Source organism: Pseudomonas agronomica (genome assembly GCF_025917275.1).
GTDB classification, from domain to species: Bacteria; Pseudomonadota; Gammaproteobacteria; order Pseudomonadales; family Pseudomonadaceae; genus Aquipseudomonas; species Aquipseudomonas agronomica.
In genome coordinates, this window is sequence record NZ_JAOSHO010000007.1 from 18,936 (window position 1) to 44,964 (window position 26,029).

22 protein-coding genes and 1 tRNA gene are annotated in these 26,029 nt (G+C 60.8%); 16 read left to right on the top strand and 7 right to left on the bottom strand.

Annotation, left to right across the window (positions count from 1 at the left end):
- Nucleotides 1-59: 59 nt before the first annotated feature.
- Nucleotides 60-1,286: a multifunctional CCA addition/repair protein gene (locus OC610_RS01445; protein ID WP_264426197.1), complete on the top strand. Its 1,227-nt coding sequence runs from the start codon at nt 60-62 to the stop codon at nt 1,284-1,286.
- Between the two features lie 17 nt (nt 1,287-1,303).
- Here OC610_RS01445 and folK read toward each other — a convergent pair whose 3' ends face one another.
- The gene (gene folK, locus OC610_RS01450; RefSeq protein WP_264426198.1) at nt 1,304-1,822 is read right to left on the bottom strand and encodes a 2-amino-4-hydroxy-6-hydroxymethyldihydropteridine diphosphokinase; all 519 of its coding nucleotides are present in this window, start codon (nt 1,820-1,822) and stop codon (nt 1,304-1,306) included.
- Nucleotides 1,813-2,166: a dihydroneopterin aldolase gene (folB, locus tag OC610_RS01455; RefSeq protein ID WP_264426199.1), complete on the bottom strand. Its 354-nt coding sequence runs from the start codon at nt 2,164-2,166 to the stop codon at nt 1,813-1,815. The genes folK and folB overlap by 10 nt, the downstream gene beginning before the upstream one ends.
- Before the next feature lie 74 nt (nt 2,167-2,240).
- Between folB and plsY the strand changes: the two genes are divergently transcribed.
- Complete coding sequence (gene plsY / locus OC610_RS01460; RefSeq protein ID WP_003206189.1) at nt 2,241-2,810, top strand: glycerol-3-phosphate 1-O-acyltransferase PlsY; 570 nt, start codon at nt 2,241-2,243, stop codon at nt 2,808-2,810.
- An 8-nt stretch (nt 2,811-2,818) separates the two neighbouring features.
- Here the strand turns inward: plsY and tsaD are convergent, their stop codons facing one another.
- Nucleotides 2,819-3,844 (bottom strand): tRNA (adenosine(37)-N6)-threonylcarbamoyltransferase complex transferase subunit TsaD, encoded by a 1,026-nt coding sequence (gene tsaD / locus OC610_RS01465; protein ID WP_264426201.1) that lies wholly within the window; start codon nt 3,842-3,844, stop codon nt 2,819-2,821.
- A 199-nt stretch (nt 3,845-4,043) separates the two neighbouring features.
- Here tsaD and rpsU point away from each other — a divergent pair, with 199 nt between their 5' ends.
- The 5 genes from rpsU (at nt 4,044) to OC610_RS01490 (ending at nt 12,570) form a co-directional block, all read left to right on the top strand.
- Nucleotides 4,044-4,259, top strand: coding sequence for a 30S ribosomal protein S21 (rpsU, locus tag OC610_RS01470; RefSeq protein ID WP_002551877.1), 216 nt, complete (start codon nt 4,044-4,046; stop codon nt 4,257-4,259).
- Between the two features lie 479 nt (nt 4,260-4,738).
- Nucleotides 4,739-6,697: a DNA primase gene (dnaG, locus tag OC610_RS01475; RefSeq protein ID WP_264426203.1), complete on the top strand. Its 1,959-nt coding sequence runs from the start codon at nt 4,739-4,741 to the stop codon at nt 6,695-6,697.
- Nucleotides 6,698-6,764: 67 nt separating this feature from the next.
- Nucleotides 6,765-8,612 (top strand): RNA polymerase sigma factor RpoD, encoded by a 1,848-nt coding sequence (gene rpoD, locus OC610_RS01480; protein ID WP_264426204.1) that lies wholly within the window; start codon nt 6,765-6,767, stop codon nt 8,610-8,612.
- A 122-nt stretch (nt 8,613-8,734) separates the two neighbouring features.
- Nucleotides 8,735-12,478 carry a bifunctional diguanylate cyclase/phosphodiesterase gene (locus tag OC610_RS01485; RefSeq protein ID WP_264426205.1) on the top strand — a complete coding sequence of 1,248 codons (3,744 nt, stop codon included), beginning with the start codon at nt 8,735-8,737 and terminating at the stop codon, nt 12,476-12,478.
- 15 nt (nt 12,479-12,493) lie between these two features.
- A tRNA-Ile gene (locus OC610_RS01490) sits at nt 12,494-12,570 on the top strand.
- Nucleotides 12,571-12,629: 59 nt separating this feature from the next.
- Here OC610_RS01490 and OC610_RS01495 read toward each other — a convergent pair.
- The 4 genes from OC610_RS01495 to OC610_RS01510 are packed head-to-tail and all read right to left on the bottom strand — an operon-like array spanning nt 12,630 to nt 15,035.
- The gene (locus OC610_RS01495) at nt 12,630-13,103 is read right to left on the bottom strand and encodes a DoxX family protein (RefSeq protein ID WP_264426206.1); all 474 of its coding nucleotides are present in this window, start codon (nt 13,101-13,103) and stop codon (nt 12,630-12,632) included.
- 26 nt (nt 13,104-13,129) lie between these two features.
- Nucleotides 13,130-13,885, bottom strand: a complete 756-nt coding sequence (locus OC610_RS01500) for a DNA-binding domain-containing protein (protein WP_264426208.1) — start codon at nt 13,883-13,885, stop codon at nt 13,130-13,132.
- On the bottom strand, nt 13,882-14,736 hold the full coding sequence (gene bufB / locus OC610_RS01505; protein WP_264426209.1) for an MNIO family bufferin maturase: 855 nt from the start codon (nt 14,734-14,736) through the stop codon (nt 13,882-13,884). Before bufB ends, OC610_RS01500 begins: the two co-directional genes overlap by 4 nt.
- A 26-nt stretch (nt 14,737-14,762) precedes the next feature.
- Entirely contained in the window at nt 14,763-15,035 is a 273-nt protein-coding gene (locus OC610_RS01510) for a BufA1 family periplasmic bufferin-type metallophore (protein ID WP_264426210.1), read from the bottom strand.
- Between the two features lie 222 nt (nt 15,036-15,257).
- Here OC610_RS01510 and OC610_RS01515 point away from each other — a divergent pair, with 222 nt between their 5' ends.
- The 9 genes from OC610_RS01515 to pqqB all read left to right on the top strand — a co-directional run bounded on the left by OC610_RS01515 (nt 15,258) and on the right by pqqB (nt 25,975).
- Nucleotides 15,258-15,830 (top strand): sigma-70 family RNA polymerase sigma factor, encoded by a 573-nt coding sequence (locus OC610_RS01515; RefSeq protein ID WP_264426211.1) that lies wholly within the window; start codon nt 15,258-15,260, stop codon nt 15,828-15,830.
- Entirely contained in the window at nt 15,827-16,468 is a 642-nt protein-coding gene (locus tag OC610_RS01520) for a DUF1109 domain-containing protein (protein WP_264426212.1), read from the top strand. Before OC610_RS01515 ends, OC610_RS01520 begins: the two co-directional genes overlap by 4 nt.
- 100 nt (nt 16,469-16,568) lie before the next feature.
- Complete coding sequence (locus OC610_RS01525) at nt 16,569-18,998, top strand: hypothetical protein (RefSeq protein ID WP_408636516.1); 2,430 nt, start codon at nt 16,569-16,571, stop codon at nt 18,996-18,998.
- Between the two features lie 35 nt (nt 18,999-19,033).
- Nucleotides 19,034-19,495, top strand: coding sequence for an Lrp/AsnC family transcriptional regulator (locus OC610_RS01530; RefSeq protein ID WP_018607342.1), 462 nt, complete (start codon nt 19,034-19,036; stop codon nt 19,493-19,495).
- A gap of 277 nt (nt 19,496-19,772) precedes the next feature.
- Nucleotides 19,773-21,455 carry a flavin monoamine oxidase family protein gene (locus tag OC610_RS01535; RefSeq protein WP_264426213.1) on the top strand — a complete coding sequence of 561 codons (1,683 nt, stop codon included), beginning with the start codon at nt 19,773-19,775 and terminating at the stop codon, nt 21,453-21,455.
- Between the two features lie 12 nt (nt 21,456-21,467).
- The gene (locus OC610_RS01540; protein ID WP_264426214.1) at nt 21,468-22,262 is read left to right on the top strand and encodes a carbon-nitrogen hydrolase family protein; all 795 of its coding nucleotides are present in this window, start codon (nt 21,468-21,470) and stop codon (nt 22,260-22,262) included.
- A 48-nt stretch (nt 22,263-22,310) separates the two neighbouring features.
- The gene (gene pqqF / locus OC610_RS01545) at nt 22,311-24,752 is read left to right on the top strand and encodes a pyrroloquinoline quinone biosynthesis protein PqqF (RefSeq protein WP_264426215.1); all 2,442 of its coding nucleotides are present in this window, start codon (nt 22,311-22,313) and stop codon (nt 24,750-24,752) included.
- A gap of 157 nt (nt 24,753-24,909) precedes the next feature.
- On the top strand, nt 24,910-24,984 hold the full coding sequence (pqqA, locus tag OC610_RS01550) for a pyrroloquinoline quinone precursor peptide PqqA (RefSeq protein ID WP_003177660.1): 75 nt from the start codon (nt 24,910-24,912) through the stop codon (nt 24,982-24,984).
- A 79-nt stretch (nt 24,985-25,063) separates the two neighbouring features.
- Nucleotides 25,064-25,975, top strand: coding sequence for a pyrroloquinoline quinone biosynthesis protein PqqB (gene pqqB, locus OC610_RS01555; protein ID WP_264426216.1), 912 nt, complete (start codon nt 25,064-25,066; stop codon nt 25,973-25,975).
- Nucleotides 25,976-26,029: the final 54 nt, after the last annotated feature.

Here is a 26,029-nt window from a genome sequence, read left to right on the forward strand (position 1 = left end):
TTTTCGCCTCCGGCGGTCCGGCGTAAAGGTTTATCCTGTCGGCCCAACGGAGGTTTTTTATGCAGATCTACAAAGTGGGCGGCGCCGTTCGCGACCGCCTCCTGGGCATTCCCGTCACTGACATTGATCGGGTCGTGGTGGGCGCCACCGCCGAGGAAATGCTCGCCAAGGGCTTCCGCCCCGTAGGGGCGGATTTCCCGGTATTTCTTGACCCCAAGACAGGCGAGGAATATGCCCTCGCCCGCACGGAACGCAAGAGCGGCAGGGGTTATGGCGGCTTCGTGTTCCATGCCAGCCCCGAGGTCACACTCGAAGAAGACCTGATCCGCAGGGACCTGACGATCAACGCGATCGCCGAAGATGATCATGGCAATCTCATCGACCCCTACCATGGCCAGCACGATATCGAAGCACGCATGCTTCGTCACGTTTCCATAGCTTTCGCCGAAGATCCCCTCAGGGTCTTGCGTGTTGCACGTTTTGCGGCGCGCTATGCCCCGCTGGGTTTCAAGATTGCGGACGAGACTCTTGAACTGATGCGCCAGCTCAGTGCGTCTGGCGAGCTGGAGGCGTTGACGGCTGAACGCAGCTGGAAGGAAATCTCCCGCGCACTGATGGAGAACCAGCCGCAGGTATTCATTCAGGTATTGCGAAACTGTGATGCGCTCAAAGTCTTGATGCCTGAAGTCGACGCATTGTTCGGCGTCCCACAACCCGAAGCCCATCATCCTGAAATCGACACGGGTGCTCATACCCTGGGCGTGCTGGAACAGTCAGCACGGTTCAAGCAGCCGCTGTCGGTCCGCTGGGCCTGCCTGCTGCATGATTTGGGAAAAGGCCTGACGCCTGAGCATGAGTGGCCACGACACATCGCCCACGAACACACAGGGCTGAAACTGATCAAAGCGGTCAACGAACGCTTCAAGGCACCCCGCGACTGTCAGGAATTGGCGCTGCTGGTGGGTCAATACCACACCCACGGTCATCGCGCGCTGGAACTCAAGGCCTCGACGTTGCTCGAGCTGCTGCAGAGTTTTGATGTGTACCGGCGCCCCCAGCGTTTCGAGGAATTCATCGCCGCCTGCGAAATGGATGCGCGCGGGCGCAAGGGGCTTGAAGAACGAAGTTATCCACAGGCTGATTATCTGCGGGGCGCTGCGGCAGCGGCCCGGGCAGTGGCGGTGCAGCCGTTGTTGGAGAAAGGGTTCAAGGGACCGGAACTCGGTGAGGCGATCAAGCGTGAGCGCCTCAGGGCGCTGAAGGCTTACAAGGAAGCGACGAGCTGACGATGTCGGCCGCCGCTTTACAGCAGATCCGACGGCGTAAGCTGCTTCCCTCGCCACTCGAATGCCACCGGCGCCAACACCTGGTCGATCTGCGCCTCTTCCCACAACGTGGCAAAGCTCTTGCCCACGCCCGGATGAATCCGATCCGGCGCGATCAACGACAAAGGCCACAGCACAAAAGCATTCTTGAGGATTTCGGCACGCGGAAGGATCAACCCATCGAAGTTGCCAACCTGTTCGCCATAGAGCAACACGTCGATATCCAGCGGCAAGCCCTTGCGGTCTGGCGCATAACGACCGTTGTCGGCCTCGATGAATTTGAGCCGGCGATCCAGCTCCATCAGCGGCAGGTCAGTGAAGGCCGAGACGACAAAATTGAAGAATGGCCCGCTCTTGATACCCACCGGCTGGCTCTCGAACACGGCTGAGCAGCGCATATCGACCAGGAAACCGGCCAGTGCCTCAAGCCCTGCGCACAAATGGGTTTCGCGCTCGATATTGCTGCCGAGCCCGAGGAAAACCTGTGTCAGCGACATCCGCGCTCGATCTCCACGCCAACCCCACTGGCAGCCGGAACGGCGCCAGGCTTGGTGACTTTCAGACGCAGCCAGGTGATCTTGAACTCGTCCATCAGCTCCTGGGCCAAGCGCTCGGCGAAAGTCTCGACCAATTGGAACTGCGCTTGCTCTGCGAACGCCTGGATACGCGCCGAAACGCTGGCGTAATCGAGAGCCAGCGCAAGGTCATCGCCCGCGGCAGCCGGGCGGTTGTCCCAGGCGAAGCTCAGGTCAAGCCGCAGGCACTGACGGATGCCTCGCTCCCAGTCGTAGGCACCGATTACCGTGTCGACTTCCAGGCCCTCGATAAACACTCTGTCCAAGCACTTTTCTCCGCAGCACGACAAGGGCGCAATGCGCCGTTAGAATCAGGGCGTCCTCGCCCGGAATGGTTAGCATGTTTTGGTTACTGGCGATCCTCGCCTACCTGCTCGGCTCACTGTCCTTCGCCATTTTGCTCAGCCGCCTGACCGGTCGTCCGGATCCGCGAATGAGTGGCTCGGGCAATGCCGGTGCCACCAACATGCTGCGCCTGGCCGGACGCAAACTCGCCATCCTGACCCTGCTAGGCGACCTTTGCAAAGGTCTTGTCCCGGTATTGATCGCCAGCCTTGCAGGGCTCTCGTTGCAGCAACAGGCCTGGATTGGCGTCTGCGCCGTCATCGGCCACCTGTTCCCGCTGTACTTTCGCTTTCGTGGCGGCAAGGGTGTCGCCACTGCCGCCGGCATGCTGCTGGGTCTTTATCCCCCTGCCGCCCTGCTGGCCGTCTGCGCCTGGCTGCTGACCTTCTACCTGACTCGCACCAGCTCCCTGGCCGCGCTGATCGCCACACCGTTGACCCTGCCATTGCTGGCCTGGCAGGAACCGGCGGCCTTGCTGCCAATGACCGCGCTCGTCGCACTGATCGTCTGGCGCCACCGGGGCAATCTACGCGACCTGTTCGCCGGGCGCGAACGGCATTTTTAAATGACACTTCACAGCGGCGCCAACTGCTCCATCGGCCAGCGCGCCTGCACACTGATTGCCAGGCTTTCCTGCTGGCCGGCCTGCAAACGCTGGCAGCCGGCAAAAGCGATCATCGCGCCATTATCGGTGCAGAACTCCGGCCGAGCGTAGTAAACGTCGCCCTTCATGTCGCCGAGCATTTTTTCCAACGACAGCCGCAAGGCTTTATTGGCACTTACGCCGCCGGCGATGACCAGGCGCTTGAGCCCGGCCTGCTTCAAGGCGCGCTTGCACTTGATGGTCAAAGTCTCCACCACGGCCTGCTGGAATGCCAGGGAGATGTCGCAACGGGCTTGCTCACTGTCGTCCCCGGCGCTCACGCACTGCTGCCAGGTATTCAATGCGAATGTTTTCAGGCCACTGAAGCTGAAATCCAGGCCAGGCCGATCGCACATCGGACGCGGGAAGACGAAACGTCCTTCGACCCCTTGGGTTGCCAACCGCGCGATCTCCGGTCCGCCTGGATAATTGAGGCCCATCATCTTCGCGGTTTTGTCGAACGCCTCCCCGGCGGCATCGTCGAGCGACTCCCCCATGAGGGCGTACTGACCGATTCCGTCCACGCGCACCAGTTGCGTATGACCACCCGACACCAACAAAGCGACGAACGGAAATTCCGGCGGTTGCGGTTCCAGCATGGGTGCCAGCAGATGGCCTTCCATGTGATGCACGCCCAGGGCCGGAATGCCCCAGGCAAAGGCCAGCGCCTGGGCACAGGAAGCGCCAACCAGCAGCGCACCCACCAGGCCCGGCCCGGCGGTGTAGGCGATGGCATCGATCTCGGTCGGCACACAGCCGGCTTCGGCCAGGACCTGGCGGATCAAGGGCAGCATGCGCTTGACGTGGTCACGGGACGCAAGCTCGGGCACCACGCCGCCATAAGCGCGATGCAGGTCGATTTGACTGAACAAAGCATCGGCCAGCAGGCCACGCTCGCTGTCGTAGAGTGCAACGCCGGTTTCGTCGCAGGACGTTTCTAATCCCAGTACTAGCATGGGTTTGCGCCTTGTAGAGGCTGAATTCGAAGGCGCGCATAATAGTCGCCGCGTTGTGCCCCGACCAGCGGTTTTCGATCAGAGGCTTTGCATTCCGAGCGTTGAGGGGTTAACATCCGCAACCCTTAAAAACCGACGTCTTCAAGTGCTCTTTTGCCGCGAGGATGTTGACCCCGGTAATGAATGAAGGTAGCTCTGGATGCCAGCCGTCAAAGTAAAAGAGAACGAACCCTTCGACGTAGCTCTGCGTCGTTTCAAGCGCTCCTGCGAAAAAGCCGGTGTTCTGGCTGAAGTTCGTAGCCGCGAATTCTACGAGAAGCCGACTTCCGAGCGTAAGCGCAAAGCAGCAGCCGCTGTTAAGCGTCACGCCAAGAAAGTTCAGCGCGAACAGCGCCGCGCCGTACGTCTGTACTAATACACAGACGTCCGTCGCAAGCTTCTTGCCAAGCCCGGCCCTCAAGCCGGGCTTATGGCATTTGCGGAAAACGCTTGATGCTTCACTGTCAAAGCCGCAGACGCGACCTAGACAACCCGCTTCACCGCGTCAGACCTGGCTCTTTTGCCAGCGGTGCACGTCTCTTCTGACGAGCCTTCCAAGGCTACTGACGAGCACACCCTGATTCCTCTAACGACGATCAGCCCAAGGCACCCGCTTGCGTGCCCGCTTGATGAGCTATCCGTGGCCAGACCGGCCGTTACCGGACTCAGCGCAACACATTCATACAGTCGAATACTGATAGTAATTAACGTCAGTGGATAATCGGCAGATACACTTCCCGACAGCAATGATGCAGACGACCCGGTCGAGCCACCTGTTTTCCGTGCCTCAGAACCAGGAACCGATGACGCCTGCTGATCTCGGGCCCTTTTTCGCGCAGTGATGATGAGAACGCCATGGCCGGGCTAATTCCCCAGAGCTTTATTGACGACCTCCTGAACCGCACCGACATCGTCGACGTGGTCAGCTCTCGCCTGCAAATGAAGAAAGCGGGCAAGAACTACACGGCCTGCTGCCCGTTCCACAAAGAAAAAACCCCATCCTTCAGCGTCAGCCCCGACAAGCAGTTCTATTACTGCTTTGGCTGCGGCGCGGGCGGCAATGCCCTCGGCTTCATCATGGACCACGACAACCTGGACTTCCCCCAGGCCGTCGAAGAACTGGCCAAAGCCGCCGGCATGGAAATACCTCGCGAGGAAAGCGGTCGGCAGCACAAGCCGCGCCAACCGACCGACTCGCCGCTTTATCCGCTGCTGACCGCAGCGGCTGATTTTTATCGCCAGGCCCTGAAGAGCCATCCGGCCCGCAAGGCGGCGGTGGATTACCTCAAGGGCCGCGGCCTGACCGGCGAAATCGCCCGGGATTTTGGCCTCGGCTTCGCCCCGCCCGGCTGGGACAATCTTTACAAGCACTTGAGCAGCGACACACTGCAGCAGCGCGCAATGATCGACGCCGGCCTGCTGGTCGAGAATGCCGAAACCGGCAAGCGCTACGACCGCTTCCGTGACCGCGTGATGTTTCCGATCCGCGATACGCGCGGGCGAATCATCGCCTTTGGTGGCCGGGTACTGGGCGACGACAAGCCCAAGTATCTGAACTCCCCGGAAACTCCGGTATTCCATAAAGGCCAAGAGCTTTATGGCCTGTACGAAGCGCGCAAGAACAACCGCAACCTCGACGAGATCATTGTCGTCGAGGGCTACATGGACGTTATCGCCCTGGCCCAGCAAGGCTTGCGCAACGCCGTTGCGACCTTGGGCACGGCCACCAGCGAAGAACACATGAAGCGTCTTTTTCGCGTCGTGCCCAGCGTGCTGTTCTGCTTCGATGGCGACCAGGCCGGCCGCAATGCCGCCTGGCGTGCGCTGGAGGCAACGTTGCCATGCTTGCAGGACGGGCGACGCGCACGCTTTCTATTCCTGCCCGAGGGCGAAGACCCGGACACCCTGGTGCGCTCCGAAGGCACCGACGCATTTCGTGCCCGGATCAACCAGCATGCGCAGCCGTTGGCCGATTATTTTTTCCAGCAACTGACCGAAGAAGCCGATCCGCGCTCCCTCGAAGGCAAGGCGCACATGGCCACCCTCGCGGCGCCGCTGATCGACAAGGTGCCAGGCGCCAACCTGCGCACGCTCATGCGCCAGCGCCTGAGCGAAATCACCGGTCTCAACAACGAAGCGATGAATCAGCTGGCCCACAGCGCCCCTCAGGAAGCGCCGCCTGCGTATGACCCGGGCGTCGATTACGACGCGATGCCGGATTTCGCCGACTATCATCAACCTCAGCAGGATTACGCTCCTCAGCAGGAGTGGACGCCGAAAAAAACCGGCAGCGGCGGCAAGAAATGGGACAAGAAACCCTGGGACAAGAACGGCAAGCGCGGCGATCGCGACCAGCCACGTGCCCCGCGCGTGCCGGCCGCCGTCGAACCACCAACACTGGCCGCCTTGCGTACCCTGCTGCATCACCCGCAACTGGCCGAGAAAGTAGAGGACGCCGGGCACTTCGCCGCCGAGGATCACAGCAACACGCAATTGCTGGTGGCACTCCTTGAAGCCGTGCAGAAGAACCCCAAGTTAAACTCATTCCAGTTGATCGCGCGGTGGCACGGCACCGAGCAAGGGCGCCTGCTAAAGGCGCTGGCCGAGAAGGAATGGCTGATAGAGGGAGACAACCTTGAACAACAGTTTTTCGACACCATTACTAGCTTGTCCGCCCGCCAACGCGAGCGAAACCTGGAACAACTTCTGCGCAAAGCTCGCCAGAGCGAGTTGACCAGCGAAGAGAAAAACCAATTGCGGGATTTACTCAGCCGCAATGTTTGCGCATCAAACCCGACCTCAACTGGCGCGTGAGGTCACAGCTCAGGTATAATCCTCGGCTTGTTTTTTGCCCGCCAAGACCTTCAGTGGATAGGGTGTTATGTCCGGAAAAGCGCAACAGCAGTCTCGTATCAAAGAGTTGATCCTATTGGGTCGTGAGCAGGGCTACCTGACTTACGCGGAGGTCAACGACCACCTGCCGGAGGATATTTCAGATCCGGAACAGGTGGAAGACATCATCCGCATGATCAACGACATGGGGATCAACGTATTCGAGGTTGCTCCAGATAAGGATGCCCTTATGCTGGCCGACGCCGATACCGACGAGGCGGCCGCTGAAGAAGCGGCCGCAGCGTTGGCAGCGGTCGAGACCGACATTGGTCGCACCACGGACCCCGTGCGCATGTACATGCGTGAAATGGGTACGGTAGAGCTCCTCACGCGTGAAGGCGAAATCGAAATCGCCAAGCGTATTGAAGAAGGCATCCGTGAAGTGATGGGCGCGATCGCGCACTTCCCTGGCACGGTTGACCATATTCTCTCCGAGTACACCCGCGTCACCACCGAAGGTGGCCGCCTGTCCGACGTTCTGAGTGGCTACATCGACCCGGACGACGGCATTGCGCCGCCTGCCGCCGAAGTGCCGCCACCGATCGACTCGAAAGCCGCCAAGGCCGACGATGACACCGATGACGAAGACGCCGAAGCCAGCGACGACGAAGAAGAGGCCGAAAGCGGTCCGGATCCCATCATCGCTGCCCAGCGCTTCGGCGCCGTGGCCGACCAGATGGAAATCACCCGCAAGGCGCTGAAAAAGCATGGTCGCAACAACAAGCAGGCCATCGCCGAGCTGTTGGCGCTGGCTGAGCTGTTCATGCCGATCAAGCTGGTGCCCAAGCAGTTCGAAGGACTGGTGGAGCGTGTTCGTAGCGCCCTGGACCGCCTGCGTCAGCAAGAGCGCGCGATCATGCAGTTGTGCGTTCGTGATGCGCGCATGCCGCGTGCAGACTTCCTGCGCCAGTTCCCTGGCAACGAAGTCGACGAAAGCTGGACCGATGCATTGGCCAAAGGCAAAAGCAAATACGCTGAAGCCATTGCCCGCCTGCAACCGGACATCGTTCGTTGCCAGCAGAAGCTGAGCGCGCTGGAAGCCGAGACTGGCCTGAGCATCGCCGAGATCAAGGACATCAACCGTCGCATGTCGATCGGCGAGGCCAAGGCCCGTCGCGCGAAGAAAGAGATGGTCGAAGCGAACTTGCGTCTGGTGATCTCCATCGCCAAGAAGTACACCAACCGCGGCCTGCAATTCCTCGACCTGATCCAGGAAGGCAACATCGGCCTGATGAAGGCGGTGGACAAGTTCGAATACCGTCGCGGCTACAAGTTCTCGACTTATGCCACCTGGTGGATCCGTCAGGCGATCACTCGCTCGATCGCCGACCAGGCTCGCACCATCCGTATTCCGGTGCACATGATCGAGACCATCAACAAGCTCAACCGCATTTCCCGGCAGATGTTGCAGGAAATGGGTCGCGAACCGACGCCGGAAGAGCTGGGCGAACGCATGGAAATGCCTGAGGACAAGATCCGCAAGGTACTGAAGATCGCCAAAGAGCCGATCTCCATGGAAACACCGATCGGTGATGATGAAGACTCCCATCTGGGTGACTTCATCGAAGACTCCACCATGCAGTCTCCGATCGATGTCGCCACTGTCGAGAGTCTCAAGGAAGCGACTCGCGAAGTACTTTCCGGCCTCACTGCCCGTGAAGCCAAGGTACTGCGCATGCGCTTCGGCATCGACATGAATACCGACCACACCCTTGAGGAAGTCGGTAAGCAGTTCGATGTAACCCGCGAGCGGATTCGTCAGATCGAAGCCAAGGCGTTGCGTAAACTGCGCCACCCGACGCGAAGCGAGCATCTGCGCTCCTTCCTCGACGAGTGACCCTCCAAACCCCCGGCCCTGCCGGGGGTTTTGCTATGTGCAGATAAAACGCCCTTCGTTACCCCCCCGCCCCGTTGCCCGTCTACACTCGAAACATCCTCCCAAGCCATGACGAGACCGTGATGCCCAGACTGACGGCCGTGCTTTTGCTGTCACTGATGACCTGGACCGCGACGGCCGGCGCGTTGACGCTCACCGATGAAGAGCACCGCTGGCTCAAGGACCACCCCGACCTGCGCCTGGGCGTCGATGCCTCCTGGCCACCGTTCGAGTTTCGCGACGATCAAGGGCGCTACCAGGGCTTGGCCGCCGATTACGTGGAAATCATTCGCAGGCGACTGGCTGTCACATTGACGCCCATTGAACCGGTGAGTTGGACCGTCGTGCTGGAACAGGTCGCACAGGGCAGGATCGATCTCCTGCCGGGCATCATGTCCACCCCAGAACGCCAGAATTACCTGGCCTTCACCCGCCCGTACCTGGACTTCCCGATTGTCATCCTCGCCCATCATGGCGGCGCCCAACCGCGCAATCTTGAAGACCTGTATGGCCTGAAGATCGCCGTTGTGGAGAACTATGCCCCCCACGAACTGTTGCGCAATCACCATCCCGACCTGAACCTGGTGGCACTGCCCAACGTCAGCTCAGCCTTGCAGGCGCTGGCAACCGATGAGGTGGATGCCGTCGTCGGCGATCTGGCGTCCAGCGTCTGGAGCTTGCGCCAACTCAAGCTCGACGGACTCTACGTCAGTGGCGAGACCCCTTATCGTTATCAGCTCGCAATGGCCGTCCCGCAGGAAAACAAGATCCTGGTGACCATCCTGGACAAGGTCATCGCGGACATGTCCCCTGCCGAGGTCAGCGAAATCCAGGAAAAATGGATCGGCAACGTGCGTGACTATCGCCAGTTCTGGTCAGATTTATTGCTGTACGGCCTGCCGGGGATGCTTCTACTGGTGGGTATCCTCGCGGTGGTGATTCGCATCAATCGCCGCCTCAGTTCCGAGATAGCCCGACGAGTCGACCTTGAACAGGAACTGCGCAGCAGCGAATACCATTATCGCGGATTGGTCGAGAGTCTTTCAGCGATTGCCTGGGAAGCGAGGGTCAGCGATTTCACCTACAGCTACGTCTCGCCCCACGCCGAGGAATTGTTAGGCTATCCGCTCAGCCATTGGCTCATCCCGGGATTCTGGCGCAACATCATTCACCCGGCCGACCTCATACGCGCGCAGAGCTACTGCGACCATGAAGTACTTGCCGGGCGCGACCATTGCATTGATTACCGGGTGATCACCGCCGACGGACGCTGCCTGTGGGTACGAGACATCGTCAGCCTGATCGAACACGGCCATGAACCATTGATGCGCGGGCTGATGATCGACATCAGTGAAGCCAAGCACACCGAGGAAGCGTTGCGCCTGTCCGAACAGAAGTTCGGATCGGTGTTTCGTCAGTGCCCGGACATCCTGGTCATCGCCCGATTGCTGGACGGCTGCCTGCTGGAAGTCAACAAAGCCTTTGAAGAGCAGATAGGCCTGAGCGCCGAACAAGTGGTAGGCAAGAGTGCCACCGACCTGGATATCTGGGGCATACAGGGCGTGGGCCCGAGCCTGCTCCAGCGTCTGCAAGCCGGCAGTATTCGCAATCTGGAAATGCCCTTTCGGCGCAGTAACGGCCAGGTCTTCACCGGCCTTATCTCTGCAGAACCGTTTGACCTCGACACCACCCCGGCGCTGGTCGTGGTGGTCCGGGATATCAGCCAGCTCAAGGAAACCCAGCAACAGTTGCAGACCTCCGAAGAGAAGTTTGCCAAGGCCTTCCACGCCTCGCCCGATGGCCTGCTACTGTCCCGGCAGAGCGATGGCCTGCTGATCGAGGTCAACGACGGTTTCAGCCGCATCACCGGTTTCAACAGCGCCTTGTCGGTGGACCGTTCCACCCTCGACCTGGGCATCTGGGTCAACCTCAACGAGCGCAAGCAGATGCTCGACCTGCTGCAACGGGACGGCTTCGTCAAGGATTTCAGCTGCCATATCCGCCGTAACGACGGGCAGATTCGACTCTGCGAGGTGTCCAGCCGACCGCTGCCCATCGGCAACGAAGACTGCATGCTGACCATCGCCCGGGACATCACCGAACGCCACCTCATGCAGGAAAAACTGCAACAGGCCGCCACGGTCTTCGAAAGCACCGCCGAAGGCGTACTGATCACCGACACGCAGCAGCACATCAGCGCCGTGAACCGCGCTTTCACCGAAATCACCGGCTACAGCGAAACCGAAGCCCTGGGCCACACGCCCCGCTTGCTCGCTTCCGGCCTGCATGACAGCGCGTTCTACGCCGCGATGTGGCATCAATTGACGGCCGAAGGACACTGGCAAGGCGAGATCTCCAACCGCCGCAAGAACGGCGAACTGTACCCCAGCTGGCTGACGATCAGCGCCGTCCGCAACCGGGAACAGCAGATCACCCACTTCGTCGCGGTGTTCGCCGACATCTCCAGCCTAAAGCACGCCCAGGCTCGCCTCGACTACCAGGCTCACCACGATCCACTCACCGGCCTGCCAAATCGCACGCTGTTCGAAAGCCGTCTACTGACAGCCCTGAACAACCAGCAGGAAAACGGCGGCCAGGGCGCGGTCCTGTTTCTCGACCTGGACCGTTTCAAACACATCAACGACAGCCTCGGGCACCCAGTCGGCGACCTACTCCTGAAGGGCATCGCCGTGCGATTGCGCGAACAATTGCGCGATATCGACACGGTCGCGCGACTGGGCGGTGACGAATTCATCATCCTCTTGCCCGGCCTGCAACAGCCCAGTGATGCCGAGCACATCGCCCACAAACTCCTGAACTGTTTCACCGCGCCGTTCCAGGCCGGTGAACATGAATTCTTCATCAGCGCCAGCATCGGCACCAGCCTGTACCCGCAGGATGGCGGCGATGTCGCCACGCTGGTCAAGAATGCCGATGCGGCGATGTACCGTTCCAAGGCCAAGGGGCGCAACCGGGTTGAAAGCTACACCCGCGACCTCACGGCCCAGGCCAGTGAACGCGTCGCCCTGGAACACGAGCTGCGACGGGCGATTGAACGCAACGAGCTGTCGCTGTCCTTCCAGCCGAAAATCAGCCTCATCGACAACCGACTGGTGGGCGCCGAAGCGCTCATTCGCTGGACGCACCCGACCTTCGGTGACGTGCCGCCCGAACATTTCATTCCCTTGGCGGAAGAAAACGGCATGATCCTGCAGATCGGCGATTGGGTATTGGAAAGCGCATGCCGCCAGCTCTGCGAGTGGAACAGCAGCCATGAAAGCCTCGGCCCGCTGTCGGTCAACCTGGCGGGAGCCCAACTGCGCCAACCCAACCTGCTGGGCCGTATCGAACAACTGCTGCGGGAAAACCAGCTTGAGCCTGGCCTATTGCAACTGGAGATTACCGAGAACTTCATCATGAGCCAGGCCGAAGAGGCGCTGACGGTGCTGCACCAACTGAAGAAGCTCGGCGTACAACTGGCCATCGACGACTTCGGCACCGGCTATTCGTCCCTGAGCTATCTCAAGCGGCTGCCGCTGGATATCCTCAAGATCGACCAGTCATTTGTCCGCGGCCTGCCCGACGACCCCCACGATGCGGCGATTGTGCGGGCAATCATCGCCCTGGGACGCAGCATGCAGTTCACCATCATCGCCGAAGGCGTCGAGACCCTGGCCCAGCAGCAATTCCTCACCGACGAGGGCTGCGAACAGATCCAGGGCTACATCGTCAGCCTGCCCCTGTGCGCCGAAGAATTTGCCGCAACGTTTCTGCGTGTAACCGTATCGGATTTTTCGGATAGCACAGCCGAGAAACCGTCGCTATAATCCGCGGCCTACTGAGGGCCCATAGCTCAGTTGGTTAGAGCAGAGGACTCATAATCCTTTGGTCCACGGTTCGAGTCCGTGTGGGCCCACCAAATTGAAAGCCGCGCATTGCGCGGCTTTCGTCGTTTCCAGGGTACAAGGATTTAATGGATCACTTGATGCCAAGTGATCGATCCAACGACATCGCACCACCGCCACGGGCGACGATGAGCAATAGCAAGCCTGCCCAGGAAAGGTGGGTTGGCCAGGCGTCAGGGTAGACAAACACCTCGATTACAAACGTCATGCCCAGCAATGCCAATGCCGACAGTCGCGAGAACAGGCCCAGTACCAGCAACAGCGGAAAAAGATGCTCGCTGTAGGTTGCCAGATGCGCGGCCAGTTCTGGAGTGACCAGCGGCAGTGCGTATTCCGCGCGAAACAGTTCATAGGTGCTGGGCGTGATCGTCAGAAAACCACTGACCTTGGTGCGCCCTGACATCAGGAAGATGGCTGCGATGGATAGCCGCGCAACCAGCACCAATAACGAGTCACCCAGCATTGCGCCAAGTCGGTCTGCGATGCTGTTCCACATGCCTCGCAAGGATTTGTCGGTTGTGGACGAAGGATTTCTTATGGCGTCCATGATGTGCTCCGCTGGCTAAGTTGCTGTTATGGAATGCTTACAGGGGCGAACGCGTCGGCGCTGAATAAGCGGGTAATGAGTTCTGAAAAATCCAGGTCAGGCTGAACCTCAAGGGCCTTTTCCACGGCCTGTTCGAGCGGTAGATGGGCTGCGCAGGCATCCAGGAACCTGCACTCGGCAGCACTGGCGGCCTGCCAAAAAACCTTGCCTTGCTTGCGCGTCAGCAGCGCTCCTTCGCCTCGCCAATCGAGCTCATCAGGCATGTCCCGCTCTTCACGATTGAACCGCCAAAGGGTGTAGGCGGGGTTGTCCGGGAACCACGCCCACCGGCACGCGGCCTTCGGTGTGAGTCGGCTGCGGGCCAAGTCCTGTGGGAGCAACTTCGCCAGTTCGCTCGGATCGACGTCGGGTTCATCTTCGGCGCAATGGACGTGTGTCCAGAGCAGATCAAGGCGGGCGACGTCGCCCAGATAAGGCATTTCCCGCGCGTGCTCGAAAGCGTCGAGAAAATCCGGGAATCCAGCCCCGTAATGCAACAACCGGGAATCGGTCGGGGGCGCCTGCCGGGCATGAAGCGTCGCGGCAGCCCTAAGCCACTCTGTACCGACCAAGCGTTCGACGGTGGGAAAGTTCGCCAGTAACGCGTCCACCGCCCCTTTCAAAACGGTATTGCGGTACACCATGAAACCGGGCTGTTCGATCAGCGCGGTCATTCCAGTCGAATGTCGCTCATATAACGCGTCGACGAATGCATCCTGGAAACTTGCCAGCGAGGTGTTCATATCGTCACTTCCGATACACGCCGGTTGCCGGTGTTCAACAATCCCTGCGCCCTGTCTCGTTCAGCCAACAAGACATCGAACCCGGGGATATTGTCGTCGCGCTCGATCAAGGTCGGGCGCCTGCCGATCCGGTCGATAACGCGTCGATACAGCAACCAGACATCATCAGCGATGGGCGCATCGTGACTATCGATCAGCAACTGCGTGTCCCCCGGGTCCACCGTGTGGCCCGCCAAATGGATTTCCGTAATCGCCTTGGCCGGGAAGGCGTCCAGGTACTTCGACGCATCGAAGCCCAGGTTATGCGCGCTGATATGGACGTTATTGATGTCCAGCAGCAACCCGCAACCAGTCCTGATGCTCAGTTCGGTCAAAAACTCTATTTCGCTGAATTCATGCCCCGGCAAACTCAGATAGTGAGTGGGGTTTTCAATGGCAATCGAACGTCCCAGGGCGTCTTGTGTTCGTTGGATATTGCTTGCGATGCACTGCAATGCCTCGACGGTACGAGGGAATGGCAACAGATCAGGATGATATTGGCCACGCCATGCGGACCAGGCCAGATGTTCGGAAATCAATGCAGGCTGTACGCGGTCGACCAGTGCCTTGAAACGCTTCAGATGGCTTTCGTCCGGTGGGCAATCGGCCGCCAGTGAGAGTGATACACCGTGCAGCGACAGGGGGTGCTGGCTCCCGATAGCCTCCAGCCACGCGAGACGGGGCCCACCTTCTTCCATGTAGTTTTCCGGATGAACTTCGAACCAGAGTCCCTCGGCAGCGCAGTCAAGCGCATCGGAGTAATGGTTCGGTTTCAGGCCGAGTCCGGCCCCCATCTGGAATACGGTTTTCATGATCGGTGAGCCCCTTGGCACTGCGATTACATAGGTGTAAGAGAGCCCATGCCTTTTGGCGTCTTGATGGAGGTGCACGTACCGGCAGGCACGTTTTTCCAGGCGTTGGCCTGATAGTCCATTTTGGCGGTGCCCGCACAGGTAGTGCCCGCACCCGCTTTGCAATCGTTCTTGCCGGCCATGGCAACGCCGTAGCATTTCTCCATGGCACCTGCTGCGGCAGGCGTTTCTGCGGCGATGGCACCGGCGGCGAACGAAGAGAAGGCAACGGCGAGGGCGGCAAGTTTGAGGTTATTCATGATGTGCTCTCCAGAAGATGGGTTGGTCGCTGCATCAATGCTTGGGCACTGTGCTTGCGATCCAACAAGTAGTTCGATGTCGTTCCGGATTCGGTTACAGCGACCACAAAATATTTCTTGGGCCAGCAAAAAATGCCTTCACGTCCGGAAGCCGCATGTAAGATTCGCTGCCGGCATTGGCAGCAATGAGATATTTCCCCTTTCGTGTAACCAGAGCGAACGATGGAACGAACTACGGATAACGATGCTTTGCGCAGCCGAGAGCTCCATCTTCAGGCCTTGTTTCTCTCAGGCCTGGATGGAGACGAACGGGCTTATCGCAGGTTTTTATCGGAGCTGAGTGGTCATCTTCGCGGCTTTTTACGCTCGAGGCTTCAACAGCGCCCCGGTGAAATCGAGGACCTGCTGCAAGAGGTTTTGCTGGCCGTTCATAATGCGCGCCAGACCTATCAAGCCGATCAACCGCTGACGGCATGGGTCTTTGCCATTGCGCGTTACAAGCTCATCGACTTTTTCCGTGGGCGATCACGCCATGACATGCTCAACGACTCCCTCGACGATGCGGCGGAGCTGTTTGCCGAGCCACATCTTGAACCTGCGCAGGCCAGTCGCGACCTGGGCAAGTTGCTTGAGCAACTACCTGAACGCCAGCGTCTACCGATCGTACGCGTGAAACTGGAAGGGCTGTCTGTGACGGAAGCCGCTCAAACGACGGGGTTGTCCGAGTCTGCGGTGAAGATAGGGATACACCGAGGGCTCAAAGCCCTGGCGTTGAGAGTGAGAGGTGCACGATGAAGACTGATGATTTGATTTCCCTGCTCGCCTCGGGCGTGACCCCGGTCGATCGCCGGGCGCCCGCCAAGCGATTCAGTATCGCGGTGCTGGCCGGCCTCCTGGGCGCCCTTTTGCTGGTGGTCGCACTGAAAGGCGTGCGCCCAGACTTGGGCCAGGTCATGGCGACACCGATTTTCTGGGCCAAGATCGCGTTCCCGCTCTGCCTGATGATCGGCACGCTGAGCATGGTCATGAGGCTGGCCAGACCTGGCGCCACTTCGGGGCCCGGCAAGATACTGATCGTTGCCGCCGTCACGGCAGTATGGATTGGCGCGATCTATGTCCTCATGGCGACCGCACCTGATGGTCGCGTTGCAGTCATTCTGGGCGATACCTGGCGGGTGTGTGCGCTCAACATCACCCTGCTGTCGATTCCGGGATTTATCGCCGTGTTCTGGGCGCTACGCGGCCTCGCCCCCACGAACCTGATGCTTTCAGGCGCCTGCGGCGGACTGCTGGCCGGTTCAATGGCGACGATTGCCTATTCCCTTCACTGCCCCGAGATGCAGGTCCCGTTTTGGGCAGTGTGGTACTTGTTGGGCATGTTGGTGCCGACGATACTGGGCGCCCTGCTCGGTCGACGCTGGCTGCGCTGGTAGCAGGCCCTTCCGTTTTTCCAAGGCCCTGCGACGGCGACGCCACGTTTTCCTTTTTCAATGTCGGCTCACTCACGACCAAAAGCCCCCCACCGAGACCTCCATCATCGCCAGCCCTAGCCTGTCCCGACTGTTCCTCGAACTCTTCTGGCAACTCGGCATCCTCTTGGTGCCAGCCTTCTTCGTCACCATCCTGCCGCCGCCGCTGGCCTTGCTGGCGGTGGTATTGCTCGGCTTGCTGATGGGCCTCGCCGCGCGGCTAGGCTTCCAGTCGATGGGCCGAGGCGTCGCCCGGCTGACAGTCGGAGCGGTGTTTGGCCTGGGCTTCAGCCTGGGCCGGGCGTTGCCCGAGTGGTGGGGCATCCTCGTGGCGATCGCTGGCATCGGTGCAGGGCTTGCCTGCGTCAGCAAATGGGAACGGCGTCTTGGGCTCGCGCCGGTTACCACCCAAGGACCGAGCGCCTGGGGTGGCGGCGAGCCGCAGTCGACGCCTGAAGGCGAACCGATCCGGCAGTTCAACCACAGCGAAATCGCCATGGGCGGCCCTGTCCATTGCGATTATCTGTTTCCCGATGGCGTGCTTCTGCAAGGGCTTGGTTCTTCGGCGATGTTTTCCAGTGATGGCCGTTATTTCGCCGCACCCGTGCCGTCCCGGCAGGAATGGGGGCTGGTCATCCTCGACCGTCAGCAGCGCAAGGTCTACCGCTGCGCCGAAAGCGAGTTCTGGGAACTGGATTCTTTCAATCCTGACGAACTGATCGGCCGTCATAGCCCCCTGGTGGACAACGGCGCTCGCCAAGCGCGGCTGGAGGATCTGCTGCGAACCGCACAGGTGGCGGACCTGGTTCCCGTCGCTGACCTGTGGCTTGAACCAGGCTGGCATCCGGACAATGTAGCGCCCACCTTCGAGCGGCCCAGCGCCGACGGCCAGCATCGCCTGGAGGGCGATCTATTGCTGCCCGCGACCTTTCGCGACCTGGACCAGCCATTGGCGCCGCTGTATTCCCCGCGCTATGCCATCAGCGTCGACGGGCAACCCTCGGGGCTGGTCATGGCAGCTGATGCACCTTTGGTGTGGAGCGCCACTCAACCCGCGCTGGTGTGTCTGGCCCGGGAGCAGGCCAACGATGCGGACGGCGACCAGTATTGGTTGTGGCAAGCGGGGAATGGCTGGCGCGCCCTGCCCTCACCCTGGGTGAAAAGCGCCGCCGAGCCGTCCTTTTACTGGCACGAGTTGCTGAGTCTCGGGGCGAACCATGTGCATATCGGCGCATACCTCGACTATCCGCGACCGAGCGCCGGCCGTTATGGGTATCGCCTGGACAGCATCCACAGCGATACCGAAACCCAGACAGGTCACGACGCCCAGGGTCGCGTGCAGGTTGATGAATTCAAGCTGACGCGGATGTCCATCGTCATGCCGCTGGACAGTCGCGGCCGGCGAGGCGACTCGTGCATCGAGACACAGCCGATGCTGGACGGCAAATGCGCTTGTCTGACCTGGATACACGACAACCCCGACGGACTCGGAAGTTATCGCTGCCAGATCGGTGATTGGTCCTTGCCGGGAAGTTGGTTGCTCGATCATCGGATCTCCGATTGCGGGCGCTACCTGGCGCTGCTGCCCTTTGAGCACGCGACGACAGTGGCAACCCACGCGGTGGTCGCAGACTTGCAGGAGCGGCGCTTGCTGCAAGGGCCCGCCCTGTGGGTGGAGCGCATACTCGATTTCCGCGCCGGCCGCTTGAGCCTGGCGGTCGTCGAAGGTCGTCTTGATAACGATCTGGAAAGCAGCCCATTAATGCGCTTCAACGTCGTCGCGCCACAGGTCGGATGTGACGCTTCCTTCTTCCGTTCCAATGAACACTCCCGGCTGTTCTACAACACCGTTCAGCTACAGCCGGAAGATTCGCAGCTCCACGTCGTTGAGCCATGGCGCCTGGTGGACCGCCCCCAAGCGGCCACCGCCGACGGCGACTTCATCCAACCCGCGCCGAATGACCAGGATGCCGCCTGGCTATTGGGCAGCGAAACGGAATACGCCGACAGTTGGGTGCGTGCCGGTACGCCCCGCCTCGGCGGGCACCTGTTGACGGCGTCGGGCTGTGCATTGGTCGACCTGGCGCCGTCGATGGCCTGGTCATCCAATAGCCGTTATCTGGCGTTGACCTGCATGGCAACCGACGTGACAGAACTCTGTGGAAACTACCGGGGCTGGCAGTTGCTGCTGCTCGATGTCCAACACCATACGCTGCGGATACACCCGCGGTGGCTGGGTCATCGGCCGTTGTTTGAAAGCTTCGACGAGCAACAACTACAGGTACGCTGTTTCAAGCGCGATTGGGAAATTGAAGGCAATGACGACCAAGGTTCGGTGCAGGCGTTCTCACTGGACGACTTGCTGCAGTTGCCGGCCGAGCCTCTGATCGGCCAGGACGGTCTTTGGCTCAGGTCTTCCCAGGCGCACCTCGCCCCGGCTTGGCGAGCGCTGGCCTTGCCTGCCACCCGCTACTTCGAACGCCGGAGCCTGTAACATGCCCGCCATTGATGCATGCGCCGGAGCTGACCTTGACTGATACCCGCCCTCCCGTCCTCGACGAAATCGATCGCCAACTGATCGCGGCGCTGCAAATCAACGCGCGGGAAAGTGTTGCGATGCTGGCCCGGCAACTGGGCATCGCCCGCACGACCGTGACCTCGCGCCTGGCTCGACTGGAAAAAACCAAGGTCATCACCGGATACGGCGTGCGTCTTGGGCAGCGAGTGATCGATGGCGGCTTGCAGGCTTATGTCGGCATCAAGGTCCAGCCACGCTCCGGCAAGGACGTATTGCGACGCCTGAGCGCGATGGCCCAGGTCCAGCAGTTGTGCGCAGTGAGCGGCGAGTTCGACTACGTGGCCTGGTTGCGCACGGACTCGCCGGAACAGCTGGATCAGTTGCTGGACCAGATCGGCAGCGTGGACGGGGTGGAGAAAACCACCACGTCGATCATCCTCAGCAGCAAGATCGATCGGGGCCAGCCGGTCTAAAGCCAACCCAAAAACCTGTGGGAGCGAGCTTGCTCGCGATGGCGGTGTGTCAGTCAGCATTCTCATGTGCTGATCCACCGCTTTCGCGAGCAGGCTCGCTCCCACATGGGACCAGGATTCGTCATTACGATTGAGCCAAGATTATAAATGACGAAAAACAGCGCAAAACGACGACACATTGCGTCTTATTAACGTGTTTCTCCCTCTCTAGAATGGCTGGCATCTTTTCCTATACTCAGACGCGAACGTCGCGTCGAGTCGCCCATCAAGGTCCGCCATGAACAAGAACAATCGCCACCCAGCAGACGGCAAGAAACCCATCACCATTTTCGGGCCGGATTTTCCGTTCGCCTTTGACGACTGGATCGAACACCCGGCCGGCCTGGGCGTCATTCCGGAACATAATCACGGCGCCGAAGTGGCGATTGTCGGTGCCGGGATCGCTGGCCTGGTGGCGGCGTATGAGTTGATGAAGCTGGGCCTCAAGCCCGTGGTCTACGAAGCGTCGAAAATGGGCGGGCGCCTGCGCTCCCAGGCGTTCAACGGCGCCGAAGGCATCATTGCCGAGCTCGGCGGCATGCGGTTTCCGGTCTCCTCGACGGCGTTCTATCACTACGTCGACAAGCTGGGCCTGGAGACCAAACCCTTCCCCAACCCGTTGACCTCGGCCTCGGGCAGCACCGTCATCGACCTGGAAGGCCAGACCTACTATGCAGAAAGCATGGCCGACCTTCCCGCGCTGTTCCAGGAAGTCGCCGACGCCTGGGCCGACGCATTGGAGGCTGGCTCACGCTTCAGCGAGATCCAGCAAGCGATCCGCGACCGCGACGTACCGCGTCTCAAGGAACTGTGGAACACCCTGGTGCCGCTGTGGGATGACCGCACCTTCTATGATTTCGTCGCCACCTCCAAGGCGTTCGCCAAGCTCTCGTTCCTGCACCGCGAAGTGTTCGGCCAGGTCGGCTTCGGCACGGGCGGCTGGGACTCGGACTTCCCCAACTCGATGCTGGAAATCTTCCGCGTGGTGATGACCAACTGCGATGATCATCAACACCTGGTCGTCGGCGGTGTGGAGCAGGTGCCCCACGGCATCTGGAAACATGTCCCGGAGCGTTGCGCGCACTGGCCGGCGGGCACCAGCCTGAACTCGTTGCACCTGGGCGCGCCTCGTGCCGGCGTGAAACGTATCGCCCGGGCCGATAATGACCGGTTCAGCGTCACCGACGTCTGGGGGGACACGCGCGAATATGCCGCCGTGCTGGTCACCTGCCAGACGTGGCTGTTGACCACCCAGATCGAATGCGAAGAGGCGCTGTTCTCGCAAAAGCTGTGGATGGCCCTGGACCGCACCCGCTACATGCAGTCGTCGAAGACATTCGTGATGGTCGACCGGCCGTTCTGGAAGGACAAGGACCCGGAAACCGGTCGCGACCTGATGAGCATGACCCTCACCGACCGCCTGACTCGTGGCACCTACCTGTTCGACAATGGCGACGACAAGCCGGGCGTGATCTGCCTGTCGTATTCGTGGATGAGCGATGCGCTGAAGATGCTGCCTTATCCGGTGGAAAAACGGGTGAAGCTGGCCCTCGATGCCCTGAAGAAGATCTATCCGAAAGTGGACATCGCCGCGCGGATCATTGGCGAACCGATCACCGTGTCCTGGGAAGCGGACCCTTACTTCCTCGGCGCATTCAAGGGCGCCTTGCCGGGCCACTATCGCTATAACCAGCGCATGTATGCGCATTTCATGCAGGACGACATGCCCGCCGAACAAAAAGGGATCTTTATCGCCGGCGACGACGTCTCATGGACACCCGCCTGGGTTGAAGGCGCGGTACAGACCTCGCTCAATGCCGTGTGGGGAATCATGAAACACTTCGGCGGTGAAACTCACCCCGAGAACCCGGGTCCAGGTGACGTATTCCACGAAATCGGTCCGATCGCCCTGCCCGAATAAAAGGAGTTGTCGATGCGCGTAGCCCTTTACCAATGCCCACCGTTGCCCATGGACCCGGCCGGCAACCTGCAGCGCCTGCATCAGATCGCGCTGGAAGCCAGGGGCGCCGATGTGCTGGTGGTGCCGGAGATGTTCCTCACCGGCTACAACATCGGGGTCGATGCGGTGAATGTACTGGCGGAGGTCTACAACGGCGAATGGGCGCAGCAAATCGGCCGTATCGCCAAGGCGGCCGGCCTGGCGATTCTCTATGGCTACCCTGAACGCAGCGAAGACGGGCAGATCTACAACGCTGTCCAACTGATCGATGCCCACGGTGAACGCCTGGCCAACTACCGCAAGAGCCACCTGTTCGGTGACTTGGACCACACGATGTTCAGCGCCGGCGACGCGGCGTTGCCGATCGTGGAACTCAACGGCTGGAAGCTCGGTTTCCTGATCTGCTATGACCTGGAGTTCCCGGAAAACGCGCGGCGCCTGGCACTGGCCGGCGCCGAACTGATCCTGGTGCCTACCGCCAACATGCAACCCTACGAGTTCATTGCCGATGTCACCGTGCGCGCACGGGCGATCGAGAACCAGTGCTTCGTCGCCTACGCCAATTATTGCGGCCACGAAGGGGAGTTGAAGTATTGCGGCCAGAGCAGCATTGCAGCACCGGACGGCAGCCGGCCGGCGTTGGCAGGCCTGGACGAAGCATTGATCGTGGGTGATCTCGATCGACAGTTGATCGATGATTCCCGCGCGGCCTACAACTACCTGCACGACCGTCGCCCCGCGCTTTATGGCGACTTGCCTAAACACTGATCCGGACTAATCCGCTAGCATGAGCGCATCCCCATCCTGGAAGCGCTCATGCCGGTCCCCGATCCCCTCCGCCCCCACATTGAAACCCTGGCCAACGGCTTGCTGGTGACATTGCGTCATGTTCCCGGCCTCAAGCGCAGCGCCGCGGTGTTGCGGGTGGCAGCCGGCAGCCATGATGCACCCGAAGCCTGGCCGGGACTGGCGCATTTTCTCGAGCATCTTTTCTTCCTGGGGACAGAACGCTTTCCTACCGGCCAGCACCTGATGGCCTACGTGCAAGGTCACGGTGGGCAAATCAATGCGCGCACCAACGAACGCACCACCGACTTTTTCCTGGAGTTGCCACCGGCAGCCCTGCCCGGCGGACTGGAACGGTTGGCCGACATGCTCGTCCATCCGCGCCTGGACGAAAACGATCAATTACGCGAACGTGAGGTCCTCCACGCTGAATTCATTGCCTGGTCCCAGGACGCAGCGGCCCAGCGGCAGATCGCCTTGTACGAAGGGTTGGCGGTGAATCACCCGCTGCGCGGCTTTCATGCGGGCAATCGCGACAGCCTTGGCGTATCGCAGCCGGAATTCCAAACGGCACTGCGGGATTTCTACCAGTGTTTCTATCAGAGCGGCCAAATGACCCTGAGCCTGGCCGGCCCGCAGGACGTCGAAGCCTTGCGAACCCTGGCCATTCAATTCAGTGAGCACGTGCCCACCCATGAAGTAGCGATCCGGCAGGCACCGCCGAGGCTCATGGCGTCCGCCGACGCCAGTTATCAGCAGACGCGCAAAGGCGGCCTCGACTTGCTGTTCGCCTTCGAACACCTGCCCGCCGCCTCGCCCCGAGCCCTGGATTTCCTGTGCCACTGGCTGAACGACCCCAAGCCTGGCGGCTTGCTCGCGGCACTGCGCCAGCAAGGCCTGGCTGACAGCCTCAAGGCTACCGCGCTGTATGAATTTTCCGGCCAAGCGCTGCTGCATATCGAACTCAAGCTCGACAACGGACAAACACCCACCGATAGCCGACCGTTGCTGCGCGATTGGCTGGGCTTTTTTGCCGCCCAGGACGACTGGGCATCACTGCGCCAGGCATACACCACGCTTCGGCAACGTCAGCAAGAGACCGCGACCGCCTGGCAGCTGGCCCGCTGGGACTGCGAAGGACGCGAAGGTCCGCTGTCGGAAAACGACTTGATACGCCTCAGGGAAATCCTCAGGCAACTGCACCCTGTGGATAACGTCGCCGGGCAATGGCTCGTGCCAGCGCCCAACCCATTTCTGCAAACCATCGGAGAACCACCCCGCGCCGGTTTGATCCGCGGCCAGACCAGCGCCCACCGTGGCTTGCGCACATTTGCCCAGGATCGCAGCCGGGGCCGTCGGGAGCGCTCGCCCCTGCAGTTCAGCCAGGCATTGCCGGATACCTCGCCTGAAGGTGCGGTGTACCTGCGCTGGCAATGGCCGGCACAAGTACCGCTCAGTCTGAAATCCAGGCTTGATCGGCAGTTGGCGGACTTGCAGGAAGATGCCCGGCAGGCCGGTGTCGACATCGCCTTTGAACCCAGCGGCCAGCAATGGCTATTGAAACTGGTCGGCTTGCAGGCGCCGATGCCGTTGGTCCTTGAGCACTTCCTGGCGAAGCTGGGACAGCCACTGCCGCCCGGCCCGGCCCGGGACGACGCGCCGCTGATACCGATCCGACAGCTATTGCGCGAATTGCCGAATCATTGTCAGCAAACCCCACGGCCATCCTCGCAACCTTTACCCGACAGCGATCAAGGCGCCTGGGCAAACGCCCACTGGGACGGTTTGGCCGTCGGTCTGTCGGCAGCCACCCAGGCCGCCATCGGTCCCGTATTGGCGCGAGTCCCTGGCATCGCCCGAGAGCAAGCTGCGACAACGAGCGTGCCTGCGCCGATGCGTCGCTGGCATTCGCTCCAGACCCAAGGCGACGAACAGGCCGTGCTGCTGTTCTGTCCCACGCCAACCCAGGATTTGATCGACGAAGCCGCGTGGCGCCTGCTGGCCCATCTGGGCCAAGCCCCGTACTACCAACGCCTGCGGGTCGAGTTGCAGTTGGGCTATGCGGTGTTCAGTGGCTTGAAACAGATCGACGGCCGGACCGGCTTGTTGCTGGGCGCGCAATCCCCCGCGGCGTCGGCGGCGCAGTTGGTCGAGCATATGGAGCAGTTCCTGGGCGGCTTGGTGGCGCTGATCGAGCAGATTGACGATGCGACCCTGGCCAGCCAACGACAAGCCCTGGGCAGCCAGTTGCAAAGTACCGTGCTGCCGGTTGCCCAGGTCGCCGAAGTGCTCTGGCAAGGCAAGCTGGCCGGTCGTCCATCGGACTACCTTCAACAGTTACCCGACGCCATAACAGCTATCACGCGCAGACAATTGATCGACGCGGCCCAGCGCCTGGCCGACGCCCATGGCGGACGGTATTGCCTGAGCAACGCGCCGTGTCCGGGAATGCCTTGGCAAGCGGGGCATTGATCGTTACCGCCCCTGCAACGAGCTTTCTCAAAGAATCGCGGCGAACGAATTTGTCAGATTTAGTAACATAGCCGACCAAGCATCTGAACACCTCCGAACGGAGGTGGACTATATATATAGATCCTAACTGTCCCATCCCAACCAAAGGAGTATTCCCATGTCCTGGTCCAAACCCGCATATATCGATCTGCGTATCGGCTTCGAAGTCACCATGTACTTCGCCAGCCGTTGATAGCTGCAGGCGGTAGTACGCAACACCACGCCTCGGTCATCCGGGGCGTTTTTATTTTCGGTTTGCAGATGGAGCGGCCATGTTCGTCCAGATTCTAGGTTCCGCCGCCGGCGGGGGTTTCCCCCAGTGGAACTGCAACTGCGCCAATTGCGCAGGTTTTCGCAACGGCAGCCTGCGGGCCCAGGCGCGTACCCAGTCGTCCATCGCGATTTCCGATGACGGCGTGAGCTGGGTGTTGTGCAACGCCTCACCGGACATCCGCGCCCAACTCCAGGGTTTCGCCCCGATGCAGCCTGGCCGGGCCCTGCGGGATACCGGCATCGGCGCGATCATCCTGATGGACAGCCAGATCGATCACACCACCGGCCTTCTCAGCCTGCGCGAAGGCTGCCCGCACCAGGTCTGGTGCACCGACATGGTCCATGAAGACCTGAGCACTGGCTTCCCGCTGTTCAACATGCTGACCCACTGGAACGGCGGGCTGAGTTGGAACCGCATCGAACTCGACCAGAGCTTCACCATCGCCGCCTGCCCGAACCTGCGCTTTACCCCACTGCCCCTGCGCAGCGCCGCACCGCCCTATTCGCCGCACCGCTTCGACCCGCATCCGGGCGACAACATCGGGCTGATCGTCGAAGACCTGCGCACCGGCGGCAAGCTGTTCTACGCCCCAGGCCTGGGCAAGGTCGACGAGTCGTTGCTACAGATCATGGCAAGCAGCGATTGCCTGTTGGTGGACGGCACGATGTGGGACGACGATGAAATGCAGCGCCGCGGCGTCGGCACCCGCACCGGCCGGGAAATGGGCCACCTGGCGCAGAACGGCCCCGGCGGCATGCTTGAAGTGCTGGAGCAACTGCCTGAGCAGCGCAAGGTCCTTATCCATATCAACAACACCAACCCGATCCTCGATGAAGATTCGCCCGAGCGGGCCGAGCTGGTGCGCAGGAACGTCGAAGTGGCTTTCGACGGGATGAGTATCGAGTTGTAGGAAGGGCTGAACGACTGCGGGGGACCAGCGGGCCTCATCGCGAGCAAGCTCGCT